Here is a 23249-nt window from a genome sequence, read left to right on the forward strand (position 1 = left end):
TCAGCCCAACGCCTGGTCGAAAGAGACGATCGATCGAGCTGCGCCTCGGGTGTTCGCACGACGCAATCGCTGCAGCAGCTGCCCGGCGAAGGCCTCCGCTTCCCATTCGTCGTCGTTGTCGGCACCGTCCACCACGGCCGATTGCAACGTGCGTTCGCTCAGCAAGTACGCCAGCAGCTCATCGCTGACGGCGCGCAGGGAACTCTCGATGGGTATGCCGTCGTGTCGAAAGACGATGTGGCCCAGTTCGTGGGCGAGCGTGCGATCGTAATTCGGAAGGTCCGTACCGATCACGATCACGTCGCGATCGGGGTAGGCGCGGCGCTGCCCACACACCCCTGGCGGCAGGACTGCACCCTCGATGACGATCGGCCGCCTGCGTTCGCGGGCGATCGCCTCGATCACGCCGTCGAGCGTGGACCGATCGGCATCCGCCGCAATTTCGCAGACCACGTCCACGGCCGCCGAGATCCGACGATGTGAGCGCGTCACGAGAAAATCTCCCCGCGAGCTCGATCGAGACGCACCTGCTGCGCGCGGGCTCCCCTGGCGCTGATGACACCCGCTCCGGCTCCGGCGAGCATCAGACCCACGACTCCACCTGCCACCGCGCGTGCGTCCAACAGACCGGACGACGCGGTGAGTTCGGTATCCGGATCAGGACCGTTCGCGCCGGGACCCGATGCGCCGGGACCGGAAGCGGACGACGACGGCGAGGCCGCACTGGTCGACGCCGGGCCGGCCGGTTCTGTCGACGGTGCGGTCGAGGAAGATGCCGCCGCCGTCTCCTCGTCCTCGACATCGGGTAAATCGAGGCCGGCTCCTGGCGGGACACCGCCTGCACCGCCGACAGGCGGAACGGCTGCAGGCGGCCCGGCTGCAGGAGGAACGGCTGCAGGAGGCCCGTCGACCACCCCGGACGTCGGCGTGCGCGACGGCTGCGAGCGAGTCGACGACTGTTCCGACTCCGTGGTGGGTTCGTGGGTGGGTCGTGGGCGTCTCGACGACGAGGTGCTCGACGCTGCTGTTGTGGTCGAGGTCGCCGACGTGGTGGTGGACGACGTGGTGGATTCGGTGGTCGTCGAATCATCCACCGTGGTGGTGACATCGATGCTGGTGGGGGCGGGGTGATGGCACGCGTGCAGATTTCCGATACAGATCGGATACGCCGACGAGACGCCGGCCCCGGTGCCGATCATGACGCCACCGACCGTCGCGGCTCCCGCCGCCACTGTCAGCGCCGCGACACGCCACCTGGCCCCAATGCTCATTCGCTGTCCCCGATTGTCGTTCGTTTCGAGCCGGCAGCCAGGATCGGCACGCCACTGCATCGAGTATCGGCCTCGCCGGGCAGAAGTCGAATACTCACGACGTGCTGTAGCGCAGCAACCGCGTCCGCACCCGGGCGTCGACGTCCACTGCACCGTGCCCGGAACGCGTCAAGGCCTGGTACAAACGCGCCCGGTACTGACTTTCGCTCAAACCGAAGCAGACGAAGATCTCCGAAGCATCCGCACCGCCGTACGGCTCCCAGCGAGCCGCGAACGTGATCAAGGCTTCGTCGCGGTTGTCAGCCATCGAAGCGACCCGCATGCGTCTCCAACAGATCAGCGGGCGACGTACCGAAACGACTACCACCGAGCAGCGCGTGAGCTGTCCCGATCGTGCCGATTGCGGTCACTCCCGCCACGATCCCCAGCATCGGCTGGGCGAACATCCAACCCAACGCCGTGAATCCTGCGAGCAACGCTGCCGCCACACCGAAGACGTACACCGCCCGGAAGCTCGCGCTGTCGATAACAGCAAGATTTTCGGCTCTGCTCCATGCACTCGTCACCATGCCCCCGTCCTTCACATTCGACTAGCGAGCAGCGTACCCAAACTGCCCGAAGTCAGCAATTTTCTAGTTATCCATCCGAGGACAGCGGCACCGCAGCAGCGGTCTGCCGACTGGACGGGCAGCACACGGAAACGCCCGCTTTTCATACGCGAGCCGACGTCACGTTGCCTCACTCGACTCGCCCGCGGCCGTTCACCGAGACAATCGGTATCAACGCAGTTCAGATCGCACTTTTCGAAGCGGAGGCATACCTCCGCAGCGGACCACCCGCGACGCCGGCCGTGCTCACCGGACTCCCGCGCCATCGGATCCGTCACGGCCGCCGACACCGACCGAGTGGAGTTGCGAGAATCACAATTGGTAACGGGAAAATAGCTGCGGCGATGGAGCAGACGTGAATGCCGTATCGACACCCCACGCCTCGGTGCCCGTCGTCGCTCAGCGAAGAGAGGCCCGAAAAGTGCTGGCGGCAGTCTTGCTACTGCTGATCGTATCGGCTCTCACCGGAATAGGAACGACGCTCGACTCGTTCTCGGTACCCGACGTCGAGCAGTCGTGGACGACGGTGAGCGGACTGGTCGCGTCCATCGTCTTCTCGATCGTGGGTACGGTCGCGAACAGACCTGTGCACATCGGACGCGTGCAGCTCGACTCGACCGTCGTGTGGGCTGCGTTTGCAGGCCTGTTCGGTATCGCCTTCCAGGTGCACACGGCTCTCCGCATGAGCGCAGTTGCCTCGATACTCGTTCTCGTCGTATACATCCGAACCATGCACCGAGCCTCGATCGCACGGGTTCAGTGTTCGGTACTGGCACTGGCCGTGGCCGGTTCGCTCGCCCTCGGTGAAGCCGCGAGTTCGCCGAGCGAGGTCATCGTCGCCCTCTTCTGTGTGGTCGCGTTCACCGAAGTACTGGGGTCGGCCGGAGCAAGTCTTCGCTCGGCAGCGTTGCGCGACCCACTGACGGGGGTGTTCAACCGCACGGGTGCCGAGCACGGGTTCGCCCGTCTCACAGCGCAACTGCGCCGAAGGACCGACCGCGTCGCGATCATTGCTTTCGACATCGACAACTTCAAGGATCTCAACGACAACTACGGGCATGCAGCCGGTGACCGGGCCCTTGCAGAGCTCGCTCTCTCGTGGTCCTCACGCGCGCCGTCGCGGTCGATCCTCGGACGTGTGGGCGGCGACGAGTTCGTCCTCATCACCCCGGTCTCGAACCACGCCGAGGCGAGGCAGTTGGCCGAAACCATGGTTGCCAGCCAATCGGTCTCTGCCTCTTACGGTTTGGCCGTGTCGACGCCCAAAGACAAACCGTTCGAGACTTTACTGGCCGACGCCGATGCCGATCTGTATCGGTACAAGCGCCGACCGAACGGAGAGGTCGGGTCGCCGCGGAACTCGGCCGGACCCCACCGCCTCCCGTGCAGCGGGCCCAGTGTTCACTTCGGCCCGCAGTTGTGAATGCCCAGTGGCAGCGTGCGCTCGGCGCACACCGGGGAACACACGAGATCTCGGACGTCACCGCCCGCTTACGCGCACACGGCGTGACCGCGGATACCGTCCTTGCCGTGCTGTCCGACCCGAACCGTTTCCTGAACGCATTCGAGCACGATGGACCCGGGTGGACGCACCGGTACGGCGGGCCCGTCGGTGCCGCACTCATCGCGTCGGAACTGGCTCACTACCTCAGGAGCAGGCAGCGCGCAGCAGAGCGCCTCCGGCTCGACCTCATTGCCGAGATGGCTTCCAGCGTCGCTCAGCGCCCCGACCGCCGAAGGGCACGGCCGGGACTTCACCTCGTCGATCCGGGGACGGACCCCGACGAAATACCCCTATCGGGGTCCACCTAGGGGGCTGCTCCTCGAACCGCTGCTCGGGGCCACCGGTCAGGTGAACCCGCGCAGCAGAGTGTCCACGGTCGCGTCGAGCAGATCCTCGGTCGGCACGCCGTCGAGCAGGTCGCCGGTGGCCAGCATCGCGAGTCCGTGCACGCTCGCGAAGGCGACGCGCGCGAGGATCTCGGGTGGAGCCTCGGTGATCACACCGGCCGCCATCGCCTCCTTCAGCAAATCCTCGGTGGCGGTCATACTCTCGTGCGCAACGCTTTTCAGATTCTCACTGGCGTCGGGATGATGCTTGGTGCTGTACATGACATCGAGCAACTCCGGGTGTTCGACGGCGAATCCGAGGTAGGCGCGGGCGACTCCACGGAACCGAGCCAGCAGCTCACCGGGTCCCGTTGCCGCTGCGACCATTCGGCGATTCAATTCCTCGAAACCGTGCAGCGCCAGCGCATCCAGTAGCGCCTGCTTGTCGCGGAAATGGCGCGCCGGGGCACCGTGACTGACGCCGACATCTCTGGCCAGCTGCCGAAGCGACAACGCGTCGACCCCGCCGTGCGCGATGCTCCGTTCGGCCTCGTCGAGCAAGACCGCGCGCAGGTCACCGTGGTGGTAGCGCTGCGTTGCCATGACCTCACCCTAGGCGATGTTGGCGTTGACAACAATGCTGACACTGCCTACATTTGCTGGCATGACTTCCACAGCGCTCATCACCGGAGCAAGTTCGGGCCTCGGCGAGGAATTCGCCACCCGCTTCGCCGCACGCGGCGAGAACGTCGTCCTCGTAGCTCGACGCGCCGATCGGTTGAACACCCTGGCGCGGCGCATCGAATCCGAGCACGGCGTGACGGCCACCGTCGTAGCGATGGACCTGGGTGTCCCCGGCGTGGGCGACACCCTACGAACCACATTGGCGGACAAAGGAATCACCCCCACCACCCTCGTCAACAATGCAGGTTTCGGAACGCATGGAAGGTTCGCCGACGAGGATCCCGCGCGCGTCGCTGCCGAGATCGCACTGAACGTGAGCGCCCTGGTCGACCTGACGCACGCATTTCTGCCGAACCTCACCGGCGCACTGATCAACATCGCGAGTACCGCCGCGTACCAACCCACCCCCAACATGGCCGTCTACGGTGCGACGAAGGCCTTCGTCCTCAACTTCACCGAAGCGCTGGCCTACGAGCACCGCACCTCGTCGCTGAAGATTCTCGCGCTCTCCCCCGGCCCCACGCGCACCGAGTTCTTCGATGTCGTGGGATCGGAAGATGCCGCGGTGGGTAACTACCAGACCTCCGAGCAGGTGGTCTCGACGGCTATGCGCGCGTTGGATTCTCGCCGAACCCCCGCCAGTGTCGTGTCCGGTCTGTCCAACAAGATCAGCGCCGGCAGTGTCCGTTTGGCCCCACGCGCACTGGCCACGGTGATCAGTGGCCGTCTGCTGAAGGCGTGAACCGCTAACCGCGGGTACGACGCGAATCGATCACTCCCGTGTCGAATCCGGCCAGATGCAGTCCTCCGTGGAATCGGGCGTGTTCGATCTTCAGGCACCGATCCATGACGACGTTCAACCCCGCGGCCTCCCCGTCGCGTGCCACCTGCTCGTGCCACAGTCCGAGCTGTAGCCAGATCGTCTTCGCCTGCGCTGCAATCGCTTCGGAGAGAACGTCGGGCAAGTCGTCGTACTTGCGGAACACGTCGACCAGATCCGGCGATTCAGGCAGATCCGCGAGGGTCGGATAGACCGTGGTCCCTTCTATGTCGGTGACCGTCGGATTGACGAGAAAGATCTCGTAGTTGCTCGTCGAGGACAGATACCGATTGACGAAGTAGCTTGCCCGCGAGGGGTTCTTGGACGCACCGACGATCGCGACGGTCTTCGTCTCACGCAGGATGCGTTGCCGCTGCGGCGCGGACGGGCCCTGCCAGGTGCGCTCGCTCATGACCGCGCCTTTCCTGTTGCCAGTGTCAGGGCCTGATCCAGGTCCCACAGAATGTCCTCGGCATCTTCGAGTCCGACGCTGATGCGAATCAACTCGGGACCGACACCTGCTCCGCGGAGTTGCTCATCGGTCAGTTGTCGGTGTGTGGTGCTGCCCGGGTGAATCACCAGCGTGCGCACGTCACCGATATTGGCGACGTGGCTGGCGATCTGCACGCTCTCGACGAACGTCTGCCCGGCCTCGCGGCCACCGTCGATTCCGAAAGCGAACACCGCACCAGGACCGGCAGGGAGATACTTCGCTGCTCGGTCGTGCTGCGGATGACTTTGCAGGCCTGCCCATCTCACGTAGTCGATACGTGGATCGGTTTCGAGCCACTTTGCAACGACTCGGGCATTGGCGACATGTGCGTCCATACGCTGCGGCAGCGTCTCCACACCCTGGATCAGCGTGAATGCCGATTGCGGTGCCAGTGCGCCCCCGATGTCGCGCAACTGTTCGCTGCGCAGCTTCGTCAGAAAGCCGTACTCGCCGAAGTTTCCCCACCACGACAGCCCGCCGTAGGAGGCCACGGGTGCCGTCATCTGCGGGAATTTGCCCGAGCCCCAATCGAACCGCCCGGATTCCACCACCACTCCCCCGAGCGTCGATCCGTGACCACCGAGGAACTTGGTGGCCGAGTGGATCACGATGTCGGCGCCGAACTCGATGGGCCGGCTCAGCCACGGCGTCGCCATCGTCGCGTCGATCACCAGCGGGATTCCGTGATCGTGGGCCACGGCGGCCAGACCCTCGAGGTCGGCGATCTCGCCCGACGGATTGCCGATGACCTCGGCGTAGATCAGCTTGGTCGAATCCGTCACCGCTGCTGCGTAATCGGAGGGATCGGTGCCAGGGACGAACGTGGTCTCGACGCCGAAGCGGCGCAGCGTCACGTCGAGCTGGGTCACCGTGCCGCCGTAGAGCCCGGCCGCGGCAACGATGTGGTCTCCGGTGCCCGCGAGCGCAGCGAACACTGCGAACTCGGCCGCCAACCCACTGCCGAACGCAACCGCCCCGATGCCGCCTTCGAGGCTCGCGATGCGCTCCTCGAAGGCGGCGACGGTGGGGTTGCCGATGCGGCTGTAGACGTTGCCGTACTTCTGCAGAGCGAACAGATCGCCTGCGTCCGCGGAATTCTCGAACACGTAGCTCGCCGTCTGATAGATAGGCACCGCACGCGAACCGGTGGCAGGATCGGGTCTCGCTCCGGCGTGAATTGCTCTGGTACGCAGGCCGAATGTCCGTTCGCTCATGACGTCAGGCCGTCTCGAGAACGGTGTGGATCGGGGTGGGATTGCGCGTCAGATCCAGCACGGGGCAGTGATCGTCGACGGCCTTCTGCAGCTCCTCGTACCGCTCCCGTGACTCGGGACCGGTGACGGTCACGACGACGCGCACCTCACCGAACCCGGGACGAACGTTGTCGTCGAAACCGAAGAATCCGCGAACGTCGAGGTCACCCTCGGCCGTGGCCTTGATGTCGTCGACGACGATGCCGAGCTTCTCGGCCCAGACGCGGTAGGTGACCACCTGGCAGGACAGCAGCGACGCCAGGTAGTACTCGACCGGGTTGGCGGCCTTGTTCTCACCGCCGAGGGCAGGCGGCTCGTCGACCTCGACGCTGAACTTGCCCAGGGTGACGGTGGTGGCGACGGCATCGTGCGCGGTGGCGGAGGCACGGAAGACCGCCTGGGCGTTCTTCGCGTCGGCCTGCACGGCATCGTCGGTGGCAGCGATGACGCCGCCGATGTGGGACACAGATGTGGTCATGGAGGATCCTGTTCGATTCGAGGGTTGCCGGAACTACCCGAGGAGCGCGAAATGCCCGTCGGGGATGGGTTCGATCGACAGTTACGAACAGGAAGACGTGCAGACGAGACCGAAGTCGATGGTGCGACGACGTACGAGCCTTCTGGCTGCGTCGATCACGTGTGTCTCGGTCACGACGCCGACAATAGCTTACGAGAACTGATCCGCGCCGACATCGGTCTCGTCGTCGACGATCGCCGCGACGATACGCGCTGCCACCGCCTCCGGCGTCAGACCTTGCGGTAGTTTCGGTGCCTGCCCGGCGATCGGCCGCGTCGCAAGACCCGTCTCGGTGTGCGGCGGACGCACGTCCACGATCCTGATCTTGGACTTACGTGCCTCCGTGCGCACGCTTTTCAGCAGAGCGGTCACCGCAGCCTTGCTCGCCGAATAGGCACCCATGTTCGGCATCGGCTTGTCCGCCACGACGGCACTGATGTTGAGCACGAACCCGCCCTGGCCCAGGGTGGTCAGCGCTTCTCGAAGCACCCGCAGCGGCGCGAGATAGTTGAGCAGCAACAGTTCGTCGACGGTGTCGTCGTCCACTTCGGTCACCGGCCCGAACGCCACGACACCCGCGGCGATGACGATCCCGTCCAGTCCGCCGTGGTGTTCGACGGCCTCCGCAATCACCGATCGAGCCGAATCCGGCAGCGTCAGATCGGCATTCACCGAGTGATGCTCCGACTCGATGCTCCGGCCGCTCACGGTCAACCGTGCACCGGCTTTCGCGAGCTGCTCGACGACCGGACCGCCGAGACCGCCACTGGCACCGAATACGAGAATGCGTGCACCGTCGAGTGTGGTCATTCCTCGACGTTAACCGCCGCCTCGCGCCCTCGCTGACGACTATGACAACAGCTTCTTCTGGACCTTCCCCATCGCGTTGCGCGGAAGGGAGTCGACGACGCGAATCTCGCGGGGCCGCTTGTGAATCGACAGCTCGGTGGCCACCAGATCGATCAGCACTCGATCTTCCACATCGGTGCCGACGACGAACGCCACGATGCGCTGGCCCAGATCGTCGTCGGGCACACCGACCACGGCCACCTCGTCGACGCTCGGGTGCCCCAGCAACACCGTCTCGATCTCCCCTGCGCCGACGCGATACCCGCCGGACTTGATCAGATCGGTCGAGGCGCGCCCGACGATGCGGTGGAACCCGTCGGGCTCGATGAGAGCGACGTCTCCGGTGTCGAACCACCCGTCCTCGGTGAACGTCGCGGCCGTCGCCTCGGGGTTGTTCAGGTAGCCGTCGAACAGCATGGGGCACCGGATCTGCAGTGCACCGATGGATTCGCCGTCGTGGGGCAGGATTTCGCCCTTTTCACCACGCAACCGTGTCTCGACGCCCGCGACCGGCAGTCCCACCGAGCCTGCTCGACGCTCCCCGTCGGCGCGGGTGCTGATGGTGATGAGGGTTTCGCTCATGCCGTATCGCTCGATGGGAGCCTGGCCGGTGAGTTCACGCAGCTTCTCGAACACCGGGACCGGGAGCGGCGCACTGCCGGACACCAGCAGTCGGGCACCGGACAGGGCGCGGGCCGACGCCTCGTCCGCGGCAACGCGCGACCACACCGTCGGCACCCCGAAGTACAGGGATCCGCGCGCGGCTGCGTAGAGCTCGGGCGTCGGCTTGCCGGTGTGGATCAGCGGGCTGCCCACTCGCAGTGGGCCGAGGACGCCGAGGATGAGACCGTGCACATGGAACAACGGAAGCCCGTGCACCACAGTGTCTTTCCCAGTCCACGCCCAGGCCTGCGCCAACGCGTCCAGGCCGGCGGCGATGGCACTACGCGAGATCAGGACGCCTTTCGGCGGGCCGGTGGTACCGGAGGTGTAGAGCACGAACGCGACCGAGGACGGCTGCGGTTCGGGGTAGCTGTGCCACGACCGTGCATGTTGACGCACCGGCAGGACCTCGAGCCCGGAGGTATCCGGAGGCGCTTCGCCGAGCCACGCCTGCGCGCCCGAGTCGCGGAGGATGTGCTCACGTTCGGCCACCCCGGCATCGGGCGGAACCGGCACCACGGTGACACCGGCGATCAGCGCGCCCACGACGGCGAGCACGGTCTTGACGGACGGTGTCGCGTAGATCGCGAGGCGGTCGGCTCGCGAGATGCGCTCGGCCACGGACGTCGCGGCGCCCAGGATATCGGCACGGGAGAGCGAGACCCCATCGATCGTGATGGCGTCGGGAATATCGTCTCCTCGCGCAACGGCGAGTGGGTTCAGTGAACGAAGCAGCACATGGCTACCGTACATACATGGACGTGGACGGAATCGACACCGGCGACTACGCCGAGTACATGACGGTCGCCGCCGGTGACCTGCAGGCGGGTGTCTATCTGATCGGAACCGACGCAGAGCAGGACACGGATTCCGAGGACGACCTCGACCTGGACCTGGACGACTCCGATTCGGACGATGACGACATCGATATCGCGCACGTCACCGACGGCGCACCACGGCTGGTCTACTCGGTGCAGTCCGACGACTTCTGGACCCGAGTGGAATTGGCCGATCTTCGAGCCACTCAGCTCTACGAGGAAGCTCACGCCCGCAATCCCGAGGTCAACACCGAGCCCAAACGCTTCACCACCGTCGAGGCGTTCGGCAGCAACGAGCTGGTCTACATCCTGCGTATCCGACGCGGCGGCTGGGATGTGGGCGAGCCGGACCTCGAGCCCTGATTTACGCGGCACCTCTGGTCCTCGCAAACGCGCGCGCGTTTGCTGAACGCGAGCGGTTTCGCGTCACGATTCTGCGCGCGTATGGCAAGTGCGCGCGCGTTTGCGAGATCTAGGCCGAGGATGCGACGGTTCCGATACCGAGTGCGACCAGGATTCCGGCGCTGATGCGGTCCAGCCAGTCGGTCACCGCGGGCTTGCGCAACAGCGCGACCGCGCGGGAGGCGACGACCGAGAACACACCCATCACCAGCGCGGCGACAACCACCTCGACCAGACCGAGCGTCATGGCACCGGTGAACGTGACCACGGTGAGGAACTGCGGCACCACCGCGAGGTAGAACAGCCCCACCTTGGGGTTGAGCGCGCACGAGAGAACTCCGGCACCGAACGCCGACCACGCGGACGCAGCGACCGGCACGAGCGGCTCGCCGGCCACCTTGTTCTTCCGTCGAGCGCGGAAAGCCTTGACGCCCAGATACAGCAGGTACAGGCCGCCGAGGACCTTGACCACTCGATATGCCGTCGCAGACTGCTCGACGATCGCCGCCAGCCCGACGGCCACCAGCGCGGCCCAGAACAGTCCGCCGATCGCGACGCCCATCGCTGCGGCGATGCCGGGCTTGAGGCCGCCGATGCTGTAGCGCAGCACCAGGAACGAATCGGGCCCGGGCAGAATCGCCAGCAGGAAGCACACACCGGCGAAGCTGAGCAGCAGGCTGAGGGTCACGGCTATATGAGAACACCCCGGCGGAGCCGGAGCCAACCGACGTGAGTGTCCATAATTCGAGTCGAGAAACGGGATCGCTCGACGGGCCGAATAGTGGACGCTCAGCGCACCAGAGAAACCCGACTACCCGTGCAGGCGACCGGCCGCAGCCTCGATGCGCTCGTCCGTGGCCGTCAGTGCGATGCGCACGTGGTGGGCACCGTCGGGACCGTAGAACTCCCCGGGTGCGGCGAGGATTCCGCGTTCGGCGAGCCAGTCGACGGTGTCGCGGCACGGTTCGCCCCGCGTTGCCCAGAGGTAGAGCCCGGCCTCGGAGTGATCGACGGTGAATCCCGCTGCCTCGACGGCCGCCTTCAGAGTCGTTCGGCGGGCGCGGTATCGCTCGCGCTGGATGTTCTCGTGCTCGTCGTCGGCCAGTGCAGCGGTCATGGCGGCCTGGATCGGCAACGGCACCATCATGCCTGCGTGCTTGCGCACCTCGAGCAGCTCGGCGACGAGGGAGGCATCTCCGGTGACGAAGCCGGCGCGGTAGCTGGCCAGGTTCGAGGTCTTCGAAAGCGAATGCACGGCAAGAAGATTGGTGTGATCACCGTCGCACACGCGGGGATCGAGGACGGATACGGCGTCGGCATCCCACGTCAGACCGAGGTAGCACTCGTCCGATACGACGATCGCGTCACGTTCACGGGCCCAATCGACGACCTTGCGCAGATGATCGACTCCGAGCACCTTGCCGGTCGGGTTGGACGGTGAGTTGACGAAGATCAGCGACGCCCGCTCGGGCCCCAGTCGATTGAGGCCGTCGGCCCGGATCGTTCGCGACCCTGCAAGCAGCGCCCCCACTTCGTATGTGGGATATGCCAATTCGGGGATGACGACCAGGTCGTCGGGCCCCAGGCCGAGAAGAGTCGGCAGCCAGGCGATCATTTCCTTGGTGCCGATGGCGGGCAACACTGCGTCGGTCGAAATGCCGGTGATGGAGTAGCGGCGCTCGAGCGCCGCCACCGCGGCCTCCCGCAGCGCCACGGTGCCGACGGTCGTCGGGTAACCGGGTTCATCCGCAACAGAATTCAGCGCTGCACGGATCACCTCTGCGACCGGATCCACCGGTGTACCGACCGACAGATTGACGATGCCGTCCGGATGAGCCGAGGCCTTCTCCTTGGCGGCGGTCAGCGAGTCCCATGGAAAATCGGGCAGCCCCGCTGCCACCGCTGTGCGCACCAAGATCGTCAGTTCTCGCCCATGGGAGGCAGAGCCTTGATGAAGGGAGGGTCGTAGTCGGTCTTGCCGAGCTTCGCCGCTCCGCCGGGAGATCCCAGGTCGTCGAAGAAGTCGACATTGGCACCGACGTACGCGCTCCACTGCTCGGGAACGTCGTCCTCGTAGAAAATGGCCTCGACGGGGCACACCGGCTCGCAGGCTCCGCAGTCGACGCATTCGTCGGGGTGGATGTACAGCATTCGGTTACCCTCGTAGATGCAATCCACCGGGCACTCTTCGATGCACGCTTTGTCCAGTACATCTACGCACGGTTCTGCAATCGAGTAAGTCACTGCTGCTCTCCCCTCCTGTATCGATCGTGGGCGCTCGCGCGCCCTGAGCATCCTAGTATCGCCGTCCGAACCTGAAGCAAACCGAGCAGGGTGACCTCACCTGGCTCGGGCGGCTATCCCCGCAGTCGCTTCGCCGGTGAGCTTTCGCCGATGGCAGCGGCCTTACGGTGGGCGGCGAGCCACTTACGTCCCTGTTTCGCAGCACGCGAGAGAGCGCCGCGCTCGCCGAGATATCCGGCGACACCTCCGACGAGCGGGATGGCACCGAGGACGCGGTAGACCCCACGCGGATGCGGACGCTTCTCCAACTCACCGGCGACGTCGCGCAGCACGTTCGCGATCTGCCACATGCCGCGCAGCAACGCGAACGGACCCGACTTGGGGGACTCTTCCTTCTTCGCCGGAACACTGTCGGCCAGGGACGTCAGATCACGCTTGCACAGCACCGATCCGAGCAGCTCCACGTGCGTCTCGCGGTCGGTCACACCCGATTCGCGCGCCACGGCCACGAGCACCATCGCCTGGTTGGCGAACCCGAGCAGATCCTGGATCGGCAGCCGGTTGACCAGGATGCCGAACACACCGGGAAATGCGACGGCAACGGTGTTGAGGGCACCGATGCGATTGACCCACCACTGCGAGCGAGCGTCACTGTCGAGCTTCTCCCAGCCTGCGGTGCCGGGGAAGTCGGTGGTGTCGAAGGCTTTCGCGAGGAAATCGATGACGTTGTCGAGGGTCGAATCGTCCGCAGAGGACTCGCGGAACGTCCGCCCCTTGAGTCCGATCGGGTCCCGTGTGGCCAGGATGTCCAGCACGGGATGAATGATGGCGACGGCGCTGCTCAGCACCGCGGCGACGCGACGGTCGTCCATGTCAGACAAGCTCCATTTCGAGAAGAGGGACCCGAGGGTCAGATCAGGCCGGCAACCGACACGGCCGGGGCCGGGTCGTATGTGGTGGTGCGCTGACGAACCGGTCGTCCGATGCCGTCGGCGATCTCGTGCAGCTCCGCGACGGTCTTCTCCGAACCGTTCTGCGAACCCGCCATCCGTGAGATCGTCTCCTCCATCAGGGTCCCGCCCAGATCGTTCGCGCCTCCGTTCAGCATCGCCTGTGTACCCGTGATTCCCAATTTCACCCACGATGTCTGGATGTTGTCGATTCGGCCGTGCAGCATGATCCTGGCCAGGGCGTGCACCGCGCGGTTGTCCCGGTTGGTCGGGCCGGGTCGCGAGGCCCCGGCCAGATACAACGGCGAGGACTGGTGCACGAACGGTAGCGGCACGAACTCGGTGAACCCACCGGTCTTGTCCTGGATCTTCTTGAGCACGTTGAGGTGACCGACCCAGTGCGACGGATTGTCGACGTGGCCGTACATCATCGTCGAGCTCGACCGCAGGCCCACCTCGTGCGCGGTGGTGATCACTTCGATCCACTCGGCAGCAGGCAGCTTGCCCTTGGTGAGCACCCAGCGGACCTCGTCGTCGAGGATCTCCGCGGCCGTACCCGGGATCGAGTCCAGCCCGGCTGCCCGGAGTTCGGTGAGCCACTCGCGGATCGACTGACCGCCGCGGGATGCGCCGTTGACGATCTCCATCGGCGAGAACGCGTGCACGTGCATCGACGGCACCTTGGCCTTGACCGCACGCACCAGATCGGCGTACCCGGTCACCGGTAGTTCGGGGTCGATGCCGCCCTGCATGCAGACCTCGGTCGCACCGACGACGTGCGCTTCCCACGCTCGATCGGCGACCTCGGCGGTGGACAGAGTGAAGGCATCGGCGTCGCCCTTGCGCTGGGCGAACGCGCAGAAGCGGCACCCGGTGTAGCAGATGTTGGTGAAGTTGATGTTCCGGTTCACCACGTAGGTGACGGTGTCTCCGTTGACCTGCTTGCGCAGATCGTCGGCGAGCGCGGCGACGGCATCCATTCCCGGGCCCTCGGCCGTCGCCAACGCGAGGTACTGCTCGTCGGACAACCCGGCCGGGTCCTTCTCCGCTGCCGTCAACGCGGAGACGAGATCGCGATCCACCCGCTCGAGCCCGGCGAGATCGCGCACCTGCTCACGAATGGACTCCCAATCGCCGAACGCGTTCGCCAGATCCGAGCGGGTCTCGGTGTTGCGGCCCTGGGTGTCGATCTCGGTGTTCAGATCCACCCGACCCGAGGACTCCCACTCCTCGTCCGGCTCCTGCCATGGCAGACCCGTCGGGTTGACGTTCTCCCGCGCCATGCCGGTCTCGGGGTCGGCGAGGGCCCGCACGTGCGCGGAGATCCGCGGGTCGATCCACGGAGCACCGGCCAGCACGTACTGCGGCTGCGCGGCAGTACGTTCCACGAGCGTGTAACCGGCCGACGCCGACAATTCGGCCAGGGTGTCGAGGTTCGGCCACGGCCGCTCGGGATTGACGTGATCGGGGGTCAGCGGCGAGACGCCACCCCAATCGTCGACGCCTGCGCCCAGCAACGCTGCGGTCTCCTCCGCTGCGACGAGGTTCGGCGGGGCCTGAATCCGCATCGACGGGCCGACCACCATGCGGGTCACCGCGATCGTCGCCAGGAATTCTTCGAGACCTGCATCGGGCACCGACCGCATCGCGGTATCGGACTTGGCCAGGAAGTTCTGCACGATGATTTCTTGCACGTGCCCGAATGACTTGTGCACCTTACGAATTGCCATGATCGACTCGGCGCGGTCGCGCAGCGTCTCGCCGATTCCCACCAGAATCCCGGTGGTGAACGGGATGTTCAGACGACCCGCGTCGGTCAAGGTCCGCAGGCGAACCTCGGGATCCTTGTCGGGGCTGCCGTAGTGCGCCTGCCCCTTTTCCTCGAACAACCGACGCGAGGTGGTCTCGAGCATCATGCCCATCGACGGGGCGACGGGCTTGAGTCGCGAAAGTTCCTGCCAAGACATCACTCCGGGGTTGAGATGCGGCAGCAGACCGGTCTCCTCGAGCACTCTGATCGACATGGCGCGCACGTAGTCGAGGGTCGAGTCGTAGCCGCGGGAGTCGAGCCACGCCTTGGCCTCCGGCCACCGCTCCTCCGGTCGGTCACCGAGGGTGAACAGCGCTTCCTTGCACCCGAGTGCGGCACCCTTGCGAGCGACGTCGATGATCTCGTCGGGATCCATGAACATCCCGTGGCCTGCGGCGTTCAACTTGCCCGGCACGGTCACGAATGTGCAGTAGTGGCACTTGTCGCGGCACAACCGCGTGATGGGTACGAACACCTTTCGCGAGTACGACACCGTCTTCGGCCGGCCTGCGGATTCGAGTCCCGCATCACGCACCCGGGACGCCGACGCCATCAGATCGGTCAGATCCTCACCACGGGCGTGCAGCAACACCGTGGCCTCGTCGACGTTGAGAGACACTCCGTCGCGGGCGCGGCGCAACACTCGTCGCATCGCGGAGGGAGCTGGTACGGAGTCCGGTAGAGAAGTCACCCAACGATCATGCGCCTTCCTGGTACGCACGTGCCACCGCAGGGGTCGGTAGTCCGTCGCCGATCCGAACGTCGCCATTCGGTAACGACTCAGGTTGCCCTCGTTCGTACGGGCGGGAAAGCGCACGCCATCGTGGGAAGCTCCTGTTCATGCGCGCTTTCGCCTGCCCGGCCTGCGGCCGACTCGCCCCCTTCGAGTCGCAGAGCTGCCCATCGTGCTCGACGCTCCTCGGCCTTCATCTCCCGTCCAGAACCCTGGTCGCGATCCCGGACGACGAGGTCGTCGTCGACGGGGTGCGCTGGCACCGTTGCGTCAACTGGTCGTGGCAGTGCAACTGGCTGGTTGCCGAGGACTCCGGCAGTGGGCAGTGTGCGGCGGGCCGTCTCATACGCCGCAGGCCCGAGAGCGACGACACGATCGCACTCGAAAAGCTGGCCGACGCATCCGCTTCCCTACGTCAGCTTCTCTTCCAGCTGCTGGATCTGGGCCTACCCGTCGATTCGTACCGACAGCGTGACGGCGGCCTCGCATTCGACCTGTTGTCTTCCCGCACATCCGGTCAGCAGGTCACCATCGGCCATGCCAACGGTGTCATCACCATCGACCTGGCGGAGTCCCTCGACGCACACCGCGAGGCCTTGAGGGTGCGGCTTCGCGAACCGTATCGGACCATGCTCGGCCATCTGCGGCACGAGGTCGGCCACTACTACGAGAACATCCTCGTCGAGAACGGTCCACTCATCGACGACTGTCGAGTGCTGTTCGGCGACGAGCGCGCAAGTTACTCGGACGCGATCGCACGTCACTACAAGTTCGGTGCACCCGAGGACTGGCAGCAGAGTTTCATCTCGGAGTACGCCACGATGCACCCGTGGGAGGACTTCGCGGAGTGCTTCGCCCACTACCTGCACATCACCGACACACTGGCCACTGCGGCCGAGTCCGGAGTGATGGTGCGCGCCGACCTGGCAGCCTGGGCAATGCGAGACGATGTCGCTCCTCGAACGAGCTATCACGACGCAGATCTCGACGACATCCTCGAGGACTGGCAGATCCTCTCGGGAGTGTTCAACAGGGTCAACAGGTCGATGGGCAAGGGCGACCTCTATCCCTTCACCATTCCGCAACCGGTGCACGAGAAGTTGCGGTTCGTGCACCGCGTCGTCACGACGGCGGCACGAACGGACGGCTAGGTTTGCACCCGTGACAACGATGACCGATCCACAGTGGCAACCGTCTCCGCGTGCACGCCTGCTCTGGGCTCTGAGTGCCGGTCTGCTGTGGCTACCGATCTTCGTCGCCCAGATCGTCTGGGCCGTCGTCGACTCGAATGCGACGACGTGGCCCCACGTTGCCGTTCTCGCGGCGACGGTGGTGCTTGCGGCCCTGCACATCGCGGTCGTGCCGCAGTGGCGGTACCGCGTGCATCGCTGGGAGATCAGCGACACCGCGGTCTACACCCGCACCGGCTGGCTGAGCCAGGAGCGACGCATCGCGCCGATCTCGCGGGTGCAGACCGTCGACACCGAACGCGGACCGCTCGACCGGCTGTTGGGGTTGGCCACCGTCACCGTCACGACGGCATCGTCCGCGGGCGCCGTGAAGATCACGGCACTCGATCAGGATGTCGCGGACAAGACGGTCGCGCGACTGACCGACATCGCCGGCCGTACCGTCGGGGACGCAACGTGACCGCCGGTGACCCGCAGTACCAGGCAGAACTGCTCGCCGTCGAGGAGGAGCAGCCGTGGCTGCGCCTGGACAAGCGAATGTTGTTGGTACATCCGGTGAACGAGGGCATCAAGATTCTGCCGGTGCTGTTGATCTCGTTCTTCGTCGGTAGCCAGAGCGGCAACCACTTCTGGAGTGTCGGCCTGCTCGCGGTCGTCGTGGTGTTCGCGATTCTGCGGTGGTTCACCACCAGCTACCGGATCGGCCCGGTGCACGTACAACTGCGCACCGGGGTGTTGCAGAAGAAGGTGCTCTCGATTCCTCGCAACAGAATTCGATCGGTCGACGTGGAAGCGAACGTCCTGCATCGCGTACTCGGCCTGTCCATCCTGCGCATCGGCACCGGCCAACAGGCAGGCAGGGGTGAGGCATTCGAGCTCAACGCCCTCGACACCTCACTGGTGCCTGCACTGCGCGAAGATCTGCTGCAGCGAGTCTCGGGACAGATTCCGACGACCGACGGAACATCCAGCGCACCAGCGGATTCCGGCGTGGAGATTGCGCACTGGCAGTTCTCGTGGGTGCGGTTCGCGCCGTTCTCCATCACCGGCATCGTCACCATCGCTGCGGCCGTCGGCGTGCTGTTCCAGTACGGACTCGGGCAGACACTGGCGAAATCGTCGGTGGTCTCCAACAGCATCGACTCAGCGGAGCGATTCGGAATCGCGATGTTCGTCGTCGTGGCGCTGATGGCACTGCTCGTCGTGTCGAGCATCTTCGCGTGCGTCCGCTACTTGCTGACCTACGCCAATCTGACGGTGACGGACCAGGGACGCACCATGCATGTCAGCCACGGACTGCTGCGCACTCGCCAGTCGACACTCGATCGCAAGCGGCTACGCGGCACCTCTCTGTCCGAACCGCTGCTGCTGCGTGCGGCCGGTGGTGCCAGGCTGGACGCCATCATGACCGGCGTCAGCGCCGAGAAGAAAGAATCGTCGCTGCTGCTCCCCCAGGCCCCACGCGCCGAGGCGCTACGCATGATGACCACCGTGCTCGGCGAGGCCGGTCTGCACGGTAGTGCCGATCGTCCTCTGCTGCAGCACGGACCCGCAGCGCGTCGACGCCGCTACACCCGGGCAGTGCTTCCCCTGCTGGTCATCGCCGCCGGCCTGGGAGTTGCACAGTACGTCGGTGCACCGATCCCGGTCCTGGCGTGGATCGCACTCGGGGTGTTGTTCGTTGCCGCATTCGGGCTCGCTCACGATCGCTTCCGCGGCCTCGGCCATGCGGTGCTGCCCGGTTGGCTCATCACCCGACACGGTTCGCTCGACAGGACTCGCCACAGCCTCGAAGCCGCGGGCATCATCGGTTGGACCGTGCGGCAGACGTTCTTTCAGCGTCGGGCCGGGGTGGCGACCATCGTCGCTGCGACTCCCGCAGGCGTCGGACATTACGAGGTGATCGACATCCCCATCGAGATCGCGTGGGCGATGATCGACGCCGTCACCCCAGGAGCCGGGGACGTCTGGCTGCAACGAACCTGAGATGACGCGGCCGCAGAGCATCGAGGAACTCGACCTCGCCGTGTCCGGGTGCCGCGCCTGCCCTCGCCTGGTGCGGTGGCGCGAGCAGGTCGCCGCCGAGAAGCGCGCCGCCTTCGCCGACGAAACATATTGGGGCAAGGCAGTTCCGGGCTTCGGTCCGGCCGATGCATCGATGGCGATCGTCGGACTCGCCCCGGCAGCGCACGGCGCCAACCGCACCGGTCGGATGTTCACCGGGGACAGGAGCGGCGACGTTCTCTATCGCGCGATGCACGCGGTCGGCCTGGCCAGCCAACCCACCGCCACGCACATCGGAGACGGGTTGACACTGAACGGAGTTCGCATCACGGCACCGGTGCACTGCGCACCGCCGCAGAACAAGCCGACTCCTGCCGAGCGCGACAGATGCAAGCCCTGGCTGGACGACGAATTACGGTTGCTGCGTCCGACGCTGCGGTCGGTGCTGGTCCTCGGAGCCTTCGGCTGGCAGTCCCTGCTGCCGATACTCGCCGCCAACGGATGGGAGATACCCAGGCCTGCACCGAAATTCGGGCACGGAGTCGAGCTCGACCTGGGGTCGATCACCGTGTTCGCCAGCTATCACGTGAGCCAGCGAAACACCTTCACCGGACTGTTGACTCCGACGATGATCGAGGATGTGCTGCGGGATGCGGGTCGGCATGCAGGCCTGCTGTGATCGCCTTCATGCGGAACATGAACAGCAACACTCCCGCCGGGCCTGCACCGGCGACGATGAGGAGCATCGTGCGCCAATCGGCGAGGAGAAGAACGTCGTTGCCCGGACCACCGAGCATGCAGAGCACGATTGCGAACAGCCATCCGAAGAGCGGTGACGCCACCCAGATCGGCCGTTCCGCGACTTTGCGTGCGGCCAGGACCAAGGCGACGTTCGCGATTCCGCCCAGCACTGCGCTGATGGGGAATTGCACCGACCCGAGATAGGTCGGAAGGAAGAAGACCGACAGAATCCCGGACAGGAAGCCGTCGAACACCAGTACAGCGACGGTCGCCCAGGACACCAGGGCGACAGTATTGGATGCGGCCTTCGAGATCATGCGCCCAATACTGCCTTGGCCCGGGTTGTTTCAGTGCATCGCATCCAAGAAACCGGGCATCGGCCCTCAGGAAACCGGCGGGTATCCCAGCGAGGTGAGCAAGTTGCTCGCACCCATGGCGATCTGGCCCAGAACGTACTGGTACAGATCTGCCTGTGCGCCGAACTGCGGCTTGAGAGAATCGACGAACGCCACGATTGCGTCCTGCACTACGTAGTTGTACATGTGTGTTCCGCCCCTGCTGTGATGAGATTCATGCTGTGGTTCGTTCAGTGATGCGAAGCACAGCCTAGTACGCCGGCAAACAGGTCGTTCTCTCTGCCCGTCTCATCGGGGCAGAGTTCGCCGCGAACGAGCACGTACTGCTCGTCCAGCAGTATCGGTTGGGCGATGTCGTTGGACAGTGCGTACTCACTACCCGACGGCGCAACGGTGACCTGAGTGGCGTGCGCGCGCAGTGCGTCGCGCTTGGCGTCGAGCACACCGCGGATGTCGATGCCGGTGGTGATCGTGTTCTCGGGAACGCTGGGTAGCTCGCCGGCCTCGGGCATTCTCCAGTGCGCGGGAATCTCCTCGATGGCTGCGAGTCCCGCCTGCAACTGATCGTGGCCGGTGACGGTCCAGTAGAACTTCGACACCTCCCAGGGCGACCCGGCCCCGGGGTGGGAATCCGTCCCGCAGACCTCGACGGCCTCGGTCACCAACGAGTGCACCTGCTGATGATCGGGATGGCCGTAGCCGCCCTCGGGGTCGTATCCGACGACCACCTGCGGTCGGAGCTCACGTATCACCGCCACGAGCGCTCCGAGAGCCTCGTCCCGATCGGCGTTGACGAACGCACGCGGCTTCCGGGCAGCAGACGTACCGGCCATTCCCGAATCTCGCCAACGACCGGCTCCACCGAGGAACCGAGGCGGGTTGCACCCCAGCGCCGCGAGAGCGCGATGCAATTCCAGAATTCGATAGCCGCCGAGCTGATCGGCACGGTCGACGACCAGATCGGCCCACGTCTCGCCGATCACTTCCCCTTCCTCACCGAGTGAGCAGGTGAGGACCGTGACGTCCGCCCCGGCTCGAACGTAGTGAGCAATGGTGCCGCCGGTGGTGATGGTCTCGTCGTCCGGATGCGCATGCACCAGGAGCAACCGCTGCGGCTCCGTCATGGAAGGCTCCGTGGTGGAAGGCTCGCTCGTCGACTTGTTCGTCATGGCTCCGCTGCTCGCTGTGTTGTTGTCGTTCGTGTCGACGGGCTCGGTCATCGGGGTGTCCGCATCCACTGCGTTGCGTCGGAGAAGATCCCGACCTCCACCGGGCCGGTCAGCGAGACGCCGGTGATGCCGGGAACGGCAGCCACCACGGACGAGTCCTGCATGATCGGCAACGTCGACGCCAGCGACCACAGCTTGGGCTCGACGTCGTCGATGGCCACGGACGGCTCGAGTCCGCTCACCAGTGCCCTGTCGATCGTCGGTTGCAGTTCCGGAACGCACAGTCCGGACAGGTTGCGCGGCACCTCGACGCCGTTGCCACTGCCGTCGGCCGGTTCGTCGACGCAGCCGAACCGTGAGGCGAGGGCCGTCGCAGGGTCGACTCCGGCGCTGGTCCATCCGACCACCGCGTCGACCGTTCCGTCGGTCAACGCCGTCGAGTACAGCTCGTCGGCGGGCAGTGGCGTGACGGTGGCGTCGATGCCCGCGCCGATGAGTTCGTCGGCGGCGGTCCCGGCGACCGCGAGCGCGATGTCGTCGTTCTCGACGGCACCGATCACGAACCGCAACGCGGTACCGGTCGCGTCCGCGAGGCGGGTGACACTCGGAGCCGGAGCGCCCGTGCTCGTCGGGTCGGGGCTCGTCGTCGGAGCGGCGGTGGTCGTTGCGCTCGGGTTCGGCGTGGATGTCACCACTGCGTCGGGTGTCGGCACGAACCCGGCCCGGTCGAGCAGATCGAGGGCGGCCGTTCTGCCGATGGGGGCAGGAGCGGTGGCGGAATAGCCGGGATCCGACGGCGAGGACAGCTGCGCCGCCGCCCGAAGATCCGTCGCGCCGCCGCCTGCTCCGACCGTGGCCAGCAGATTCGGGTCGAGAAGACCGAATATCCCTTGCCGCACAGCAGAATCGGACATGTTGGGAGCCCGACCGTTGACCGTCATCGACAGCACGCGTGACTGCCTGATGGTGTCGGTTCGCACTCCGGGAATTGCGGAGAGCTGAGCTCGCAGAGCCGAGCCCCCGCGAACCTGGGCGATCTGCGCGTCACTGGACCGCAGTGAGTCGGCCAGCTGAGCGGAGGTTCCCCCGCGGCGGATGAGGATCTGGTCGGGTGATGCGGGTCGGTCCCAGAATCGGTCGTTGCGTTCGAGCAGAATCTCGTCCCGCCCCCGGTCGACGGTCTTGATGTTGAACCGGGAACCGGAGACCGGCACGTTGTCCGTCAGGCCCCCTTGGAAACCGCCGGGTGAGTCCTTGAGCAGGTGCGAGGGCACCAGATCGGCGAACAGTCGCTGCCAGGCCGGATACTGCGCCGAGAGCGTCACGTCGACAGTCTTGCCACCGCCCGAGGACGCGACGTCGCTGATCAGGGCGTACCCCGCCGGATCGACGACACCGGGCTGCGTGATCATCTGCTGCCACAGGTAGCGGAAGTCCTCGGCGGCGATCGGTGCGCTGTCGGACCACTGGGCCTCGTTGCGCAGCTGATAGCGGATGGTGAACGGCGACTGCGACGTCACCTCGGCCGAGATCAGCAAGGACAGGTCCGGCTCCCAGGTGGTCACCCCGGTATCGGGGTTCCTGACCGGGCGAAACGGGCTGGGTAGCACCAGCGAACTCACCGCTGCGGTGGCGGGCGACTGATCTGCCTGAAGATGTGGGTTGAACCCGATACCGACGTCGTCGATGGCCACGACGACCGGATCACCGGTCTCGGCCGGAACCATCGTCGTGCTGACCGGAGTCTCGACACTCTCGATCGGGGGCGGCGGATCCGCAGTGCACGCGGTGAGTACCAGAGCGATGGCAGAAACCAGAACCGTCGGCATCAGCACCTTGCGCAA

At 65.7% G+C, this 23249-nt stretch carries 27 protein-coding genes; 9 read left to right on the plus strand and 18 right to left on the minus strand.

From position 1 onward, the window contains the following. The gene (locus tag CH271_RS13235; protein ID WP_252342070.1) at positions 1–492 is read right to left on the minus strand and encodes an ImmA/IrrE family metallo-endopeptidase; all 492 of its coding nucleotides are present in this window, start codon (positions 490–492) and stop codon (positions 1–3) included. 63 nt (positions 493–555) lie between these two features. Between CH271_RS13235 and CH271_RS28430 the strand changes: the two genes are divergently transcribed. After that, complete coding sequence (locus CH271_RS28430; protein WP_143546055.1) at positions 556–1131, plus strand: hypothetical protein; 576 nt, start codon at positions 556–558, stop codon at positions 1129–1131. Positions 1132–1365: 234 nt separating this feature from the next. On the opposite strand, the gene CH271_RS13245 is transcribed toward CH271_RS28430, so the two are convergent. Together CH271_RS13245 and CH271_RS13250 are read right to left on the minus strand one after the other, a co-directional pair. Next, complete coding sequence (locus tag CH271_RS13245) at positions 1366–1578, minus strand: hypothetical protein (RefSeq protein WP_141217040.1); 213 nt, start codon at positions 1576–1578, stop codon at positions 1366–1368. Beyond that, complete coding sequence (locus CH271_RS13250; protein WP_141217039.1) at positions 1571–1840, minus strand: hypothetical protein; 270 nt, start codon at positions 1838–1840, stop codon at positions 1571–1573. Before CH271_RS13250 ends, CH271_RS13245 begins: the two co-directional genes overlap by 8 nt. 394 nt (positions 1841–2234) lie before the next feature. On the opposite strand from CH271_RS13250, the gene CH271_RS13255 reads away from it, so the two are divergent. After that, positions 2235–3302 carry a GGDEF domain-containing protein gene (locus CH271_RS13255; RefSeq protein ID WP_141217038.1) on the plus strand — a complete coding sequence of 356 codons (1068 nt, stop codon included), beginning with the start codon at positions 2235–2237 and terminating at the stop codon, positions 3300–3302. Continuing rightward, positions 3299–3691, plus strand: coding sequence for a hypothetical protein (locus CH271_RS13260; protein ID WP_094633873.1), 393 nt, complete (start codon positions 3299–3301; stop codon positions 3689–3691). The genes CH271_RS13255 and CH271_RS13260 overlap by 4 nt, the downstream gene beginning before the upstream one ends. Positions 3692–3727: 36 nt before the next feature. On the opposite strand, the gene CH271_RS13265 is transcribed toward CH271_RS13260, so the two are convergent. Then, a complete protein-coding gene (locus CH271_RS13265; protein ID WP_094633874.1) occupies positions 3728–4312 on the minus strand; it encodes a TetR/AcrR family transcriptional regulator in 585 nt (194 codons plus the stop codon). 61 nt (positions 4313–4373) lie between these two features. On the opposite strand from CH271_RS13265, the gene CH271_RS13270 reads away from it, so the two are divergent. Further along, entirely contained in the window at positions 4374–5135 is a 762-nt protein-coding gene (locus CH271_RS13270; RefSeq protein WP_252342069.1) for an SDR family NAD(P)-dependent oxidoreductase, read from the plus strand. Between the two features lie 4 nt (positions 5136–5139). On the opposite strand, the gene CH271_RS13275 is transcribed toward CH271_RS13270, so the two are convergent. The 5 genes from CH271_RS13275 to CH271_RS13295 all read right to left on the minus strand — a co-directional run bounded on the left by CH271_RS13275 (position 5140) and on the right by CH271_RS13295 (position 9741). Further along, complete coding sequence (locus CH271_RS13275; RefSeq protein ID WP_037191497.1) at positions 5140–5625, minus strand: CoA-binding protein; 486 nt, start codon at positions 5623–5625, stop codon at positions 5140–5142. Next, entirely contained in the window at positions 5622–6920 is a 1299-nt protein-coding gene (locus tag CH271_RS13280) for an O-acetylhomoserine aminocarboxypropyltransferase/cysteine synthase family protein (RefSeq protein ID WP_094633876.1), read from the minus strand. The genes CH271_RS13275 and CH271_RS13280 overlap by 4 nt, the downstream gene beginning before the upstream one ends. 4 nt (positions 6921–6924) lie before the next feature. Continuing rightward, positions 6925–7437, minus strand: coding sequence for an OsmC family protein (locus CH271_RS13285; RefSeq protein ID WP_094633877.1), 513 nt, complete (start codon positions 7435–7437; stop codon positions 6925–6927). 189 nt (positions 7438–7626) lie between these two features. Continuing rightward, complete coding sequence (locus CH271_RS13290; protein WP_037191489.1) at positions 7627–8286, minus strand: SDR family NAD(P)-dependent oxidoreductase; 660 nt, start codon at positions 8284–8286, stop codon at positions 7627–7629. Positions 8287–8325: 39 nt separating this feature from the next. Then, positions 8326–9741, minus strand: a complete 1416-nt coding sequence (locus CH271_RS13295) for an acyl-CoA synthetase (RefSeq protein ID WP_094633878.1) — start codon at positions 9739–9741, stop codon at positions 8326–8328. A 2-nt stretch (positions 9742–9743) separates the two neighbouring features. On the opposite strand from CH271_RS13295, the gene CH271_RS13300 reads away from it, so the two are divergent. Continuing rightward, entirely contained in the window at positions 9744–10169 is a 426-nt protein-coding gene (locus CH271_RS13300) for a hypothetical protein (RefSeq protein WP_094633879.1), read from the plus strand. A 109-nt stretch (positions 10170–10278) separates the two neighbouring features. Here CH271_RS13300 and CH271_RS13305 read toward each other — a convergent pair whose 3' ends face one another. From CH271_RS13305 to CH271_RS13325, 5 genes are all read right to left on the minus strand, one after another. Beyond that, positions 10279–10896 carry a LysE family translocator gene (locus CH271_RS13305; protein WP_094633880.1) on the minus strand — a complete coding sequence of 206 codons (618 nt, stop codon included), beginning with the start codon at positions 10894–10896 and terminating at the stop codon, positions 10279–10281. 123 nt (positions 10897–11019) lie between these two features. Then, complete coding sequence (dapC, locus tag CH271_RS13310) at positions 11020–12123, minus strand: succinyldiaminopimelate transaminase (protein ID WP_094633881.1); 1104 nt, start codon at positions 12121–12123, stop codon at positions 11020–11022. A gap of 5 nt (positions 12124–12128) precedes the next feature. After that, entirely contained in the window at positions 12129–12452 is a 324-nt protein-coding gene (fdxA, locus tag CH271_RS13315) for a ferredoxin (protein ID WP_008714223.1), read from the minus strand. Positions 12453–12565: 113 nt separating this feature from the next. Further along, entirely contained in the window at positions 12566–13324 is a 759-nt protein-coding gene (locus CH271_RS13320; RefSeq protein ID WP_037191480.1) for a hypothetical protein, read from the minus strand. A 38-nt stretch (positions 13325–13362) separates the two neighbouring features. Beyond that, positions 13363–15903 (minus strand): bifunctional FO biosynthesis protein CofGH, encoded by a 2541-nt coding sequence (locus tag CH271_RS13325; RefSeq protein WP_373453555.1) that lies wholly within the window; start codon positions 15901–15903, stop codon positions 13363–13365. A 149-nt stretch (positions 15904–16052) separates the two neighbouring features. Here CH271_RS13325 and CH271_RS13330 point away from each other — a divergent pair, with 149 nt between their 5' ends. From CH271_RS13330 to CH271_RS13345, 4 genes are all read left to right on the plus strand, one after another. Next, positions 16053–17096 carry a zinc-binding metallopeptidase family protein gene (locus CH271_RS13330; RefSeq protein WP_037191479.1) on the plus strand — a complete coding sequence of 348 codons (1044 nt, stop codon included), beginning with the start codon at positions 16053–16055 and terminating at the stop codon, positions 17094–17096. A 19-nt stretch (positions 17097–17115) separates the two neighbouring features. Further along, on the plus strand, positions 17116–17595 hold the full coding sequence (locus CH271_RS13335) for a PH domain-containing protein (protein WP_037191476.1): 480 nt from the start codon (positions 17116–17118) through the stop codon (positions 17593–17595). Positions 17596–17672: 77 nt separating this feature from the next. Further along, positions 17673–19121: a PH domain-containing protein gene (locus CH271_RS13340; RefSeq protein ID WP_094633979.1), complete on the plus strand. Its 1449-nt coding sequence runs from the start codon at positions 17673–17675 to the stop codon at positions 19119–19121. 1 nt (position 19122) lies between these two features. Next, positions 19123–19818 carry a uracil-DNA glycosylase gene (locus tag CH271_RS13345; RefSeq protein ID WP_037191474.1) on the plus strand — a complete coding sequence of 232 codons (696 nt, stop codon included), beginning with the start codon at positions 19123–19125 and terminating at the stop codon, positions 19816–19818. Here the strand turns inward: CH271_RS13345 and CH271_RS13350 are convergent. From CH271_RS13350 to CH271_RS13360, 4 genes are all read right to left on the minus strand, one after another. Further along, positions 19745–20197 (minus strand): hypothetical protein, encoded by a 453-nt coding sequence (locus CH271_RS13350; protein ID WP_037191473.1) that lies wholly within the window; start codon positions 20195–20197, stop codon positions 19745–19747. The genes CH271_RS13345 and CH271_RS13350 overlap by 74 nt on opposite strands. A gap of 66 nt (positions 20198–20263) precedes the next feature. After that, positions 20264–20422 carry a hypothetical protein gene (locus CH271_RS28840; RefSeq protein WP_176460714.1) on the minus strand — a complete coding sequence of 53 codons (159 nt, stop codon included), beginning with the start codon at positions 20420–20422 and terminating at the stop codon, positions 20264–20266. A gap of 44 nt (positions 20423–20466) precedes the next feature. Continuing rightward, a complete protein-coding gene (gene mshB, locus CH271_RS13355) occupies positions 20467–21360 on the minus strand; it encodes an N-acetyl-1-D-myo-inositol-2-amino-2-deoxy-alpha-D-glucopyranoside deacetylase (protein WP_094633980.1) in 894 nt (297 codons plus the stop codon). 92 nt (positions 21361–21452) lie between these two features. Then, complete coding sequence (locus tag CH271_RS13360; protein ID WP_094633981.1) at positions 21453–23234, minus strand: ABC transporter family substrate-binding protein; 1782 nt, start codon at positions 23232–23234, stop codon at positions 21453–21455. Positions 23235–23249 lie beyond the last annotated feature (15 nt).

Source organism: Rhodococcus sp. 05-340-2 (assembly GCF_002258915.1).
Lineage (GTDB): Bacteria > Actinomycetota > Actinomycetes > Mycobacteriales > Mycobacteriaceae > Rhodococcoides.

Coding starts and splice junctions, on each gene's coding strand:
- CH271_RS13280 (WP_094633876.1), bottom strand. CDS start 6,920: ATGAGCGAACGGACATTCGGCCTGCGTACCAGAGCAATTCACGCCGGA.
- CH271_RS13245 (WP_141217040.1), bottom strand. CDS start 1,578: ATGGCTGACAACCGCGACGAAGCCTTGATCACGTTCGCGGCTCGCTGG.
- CH271_RS13345 (WP_037191474.1), top strand. CDS start 19,123: ATGACGCGGCCGCAGAGCATCGAGGAACTCGACCTCGCCGTGTCCGGG.
- CH271_RS13340 (WP_094633979.1), top strand. CDS start 17,673: ATGTTGTTGGTACATCCGGTGAACGAGGGCATCAAGATTCTGCCGGTG.
- CH271_RS13320 (WP_037191480.1), bottom strand. CDS start 13,324: ATGGACGACCGTCGCGTCGCCGCGGTGCTGAGCAGCGCCGTCGCCATC.
- CH271_RS13300 (WP_094633879.1), top strand. CDS start 9,744: ATGGACGTGGACGGAATCGACACCGGCGACTACGCCGAGTACATGACG.
- CH271_RS28840 (WP_176460714.1), bottom strand. CDS start 20,422: ATGTACAACTACGTAGTGCAGGACGCAATCGTGGCGTTCGTCGATTCT.
- CH271_RS13335 (WP_037191476.1), top strand. CDS start 17,116: ATGACCGATCCACAGTGGCAACCGTCTCCGCGTGCACGCCTGCTCTGG.
- CH271_RS13275 (WP_037191497.1), bottom strand. CDS start 5,625: ATGAGCGAGCGCACCTGGCAGGGCCCGTCCGCGCCGCAGCGGCAACGC.
- CH271_RS13285 (WP_094633877.1), bottom strand. CDS start 7,437: ATGACCACATCTGTGTCCCACATCGGCGGCGTCATCGCTGCCACCGAC.
- CH271_RS13250 (WP_141217039.1), bottom strand. CDS start 1,840: ATGGTGACGAGTGCATGGAGCAGAGCCGAAAATCTTGCTGTTATCGAC.
- CH271_RS13330 (WP_037191479.1), top strand. CDS start 16,053: ATGCGCGCTTTCGCCTGCCCGGCCTGCGGCCGACTCGCCCCCTTCGAG.
- CH271_RS13360 (WP_094633981.1), bottom strand. CDS start 23,234: ATGCCGACGGTTCTGGTTTCTGCCATCGCTCTGGTACTCACCGCGTGC.
- CH271_RS28430 (WP_143546055.1), top strand. CDS start 556: ATGACACCCGCTCCGGCTCCGGCGAGCATCAGACCCACGACTCCACCT.
- CH271_RS13290 (WP_037191489.1), bottom strand. CDS start 8,286: ATGACCACACTCGACGGTGCACGCATTCTCGTATTCGGTGCCAGTGGC.
- mshB (WP_094633980.1), bottom strand. CDS start 21,360: ATGACGGAGCCGCAGCGGTTGCTCCTGGTGCATGCGCATCCGGACGAC.
- CH271_RS13295 (WP_094633878.1), bottom strand. CDS start 9,741: ATGTACGGTAGCCATGTGCTGCTTCGTTCACTGAACCCACTCGCCGTT.
- CH271_RS13265 (WP_094633874.1), bottom strand. CDS start 4,312: ATGGCAACGCAGCGCTACCACCACGGTGACCTGCGCGCGGTCTTGCTC.
- CH271_RS13350 (WP_037191473.1), bottom strand. CDS start 20,197: ATGATCTCGAAGGCCGCATCCAATACTGTCGCCCTGGTGTCCTGGGCG.
- CH271_RS13270 (WP_252342069.1), top strand. CDS start 4,374: ATGACTTCCACAGCGCTCATCACCGGAGCAAGTTCGGGCCTCGGCGAG.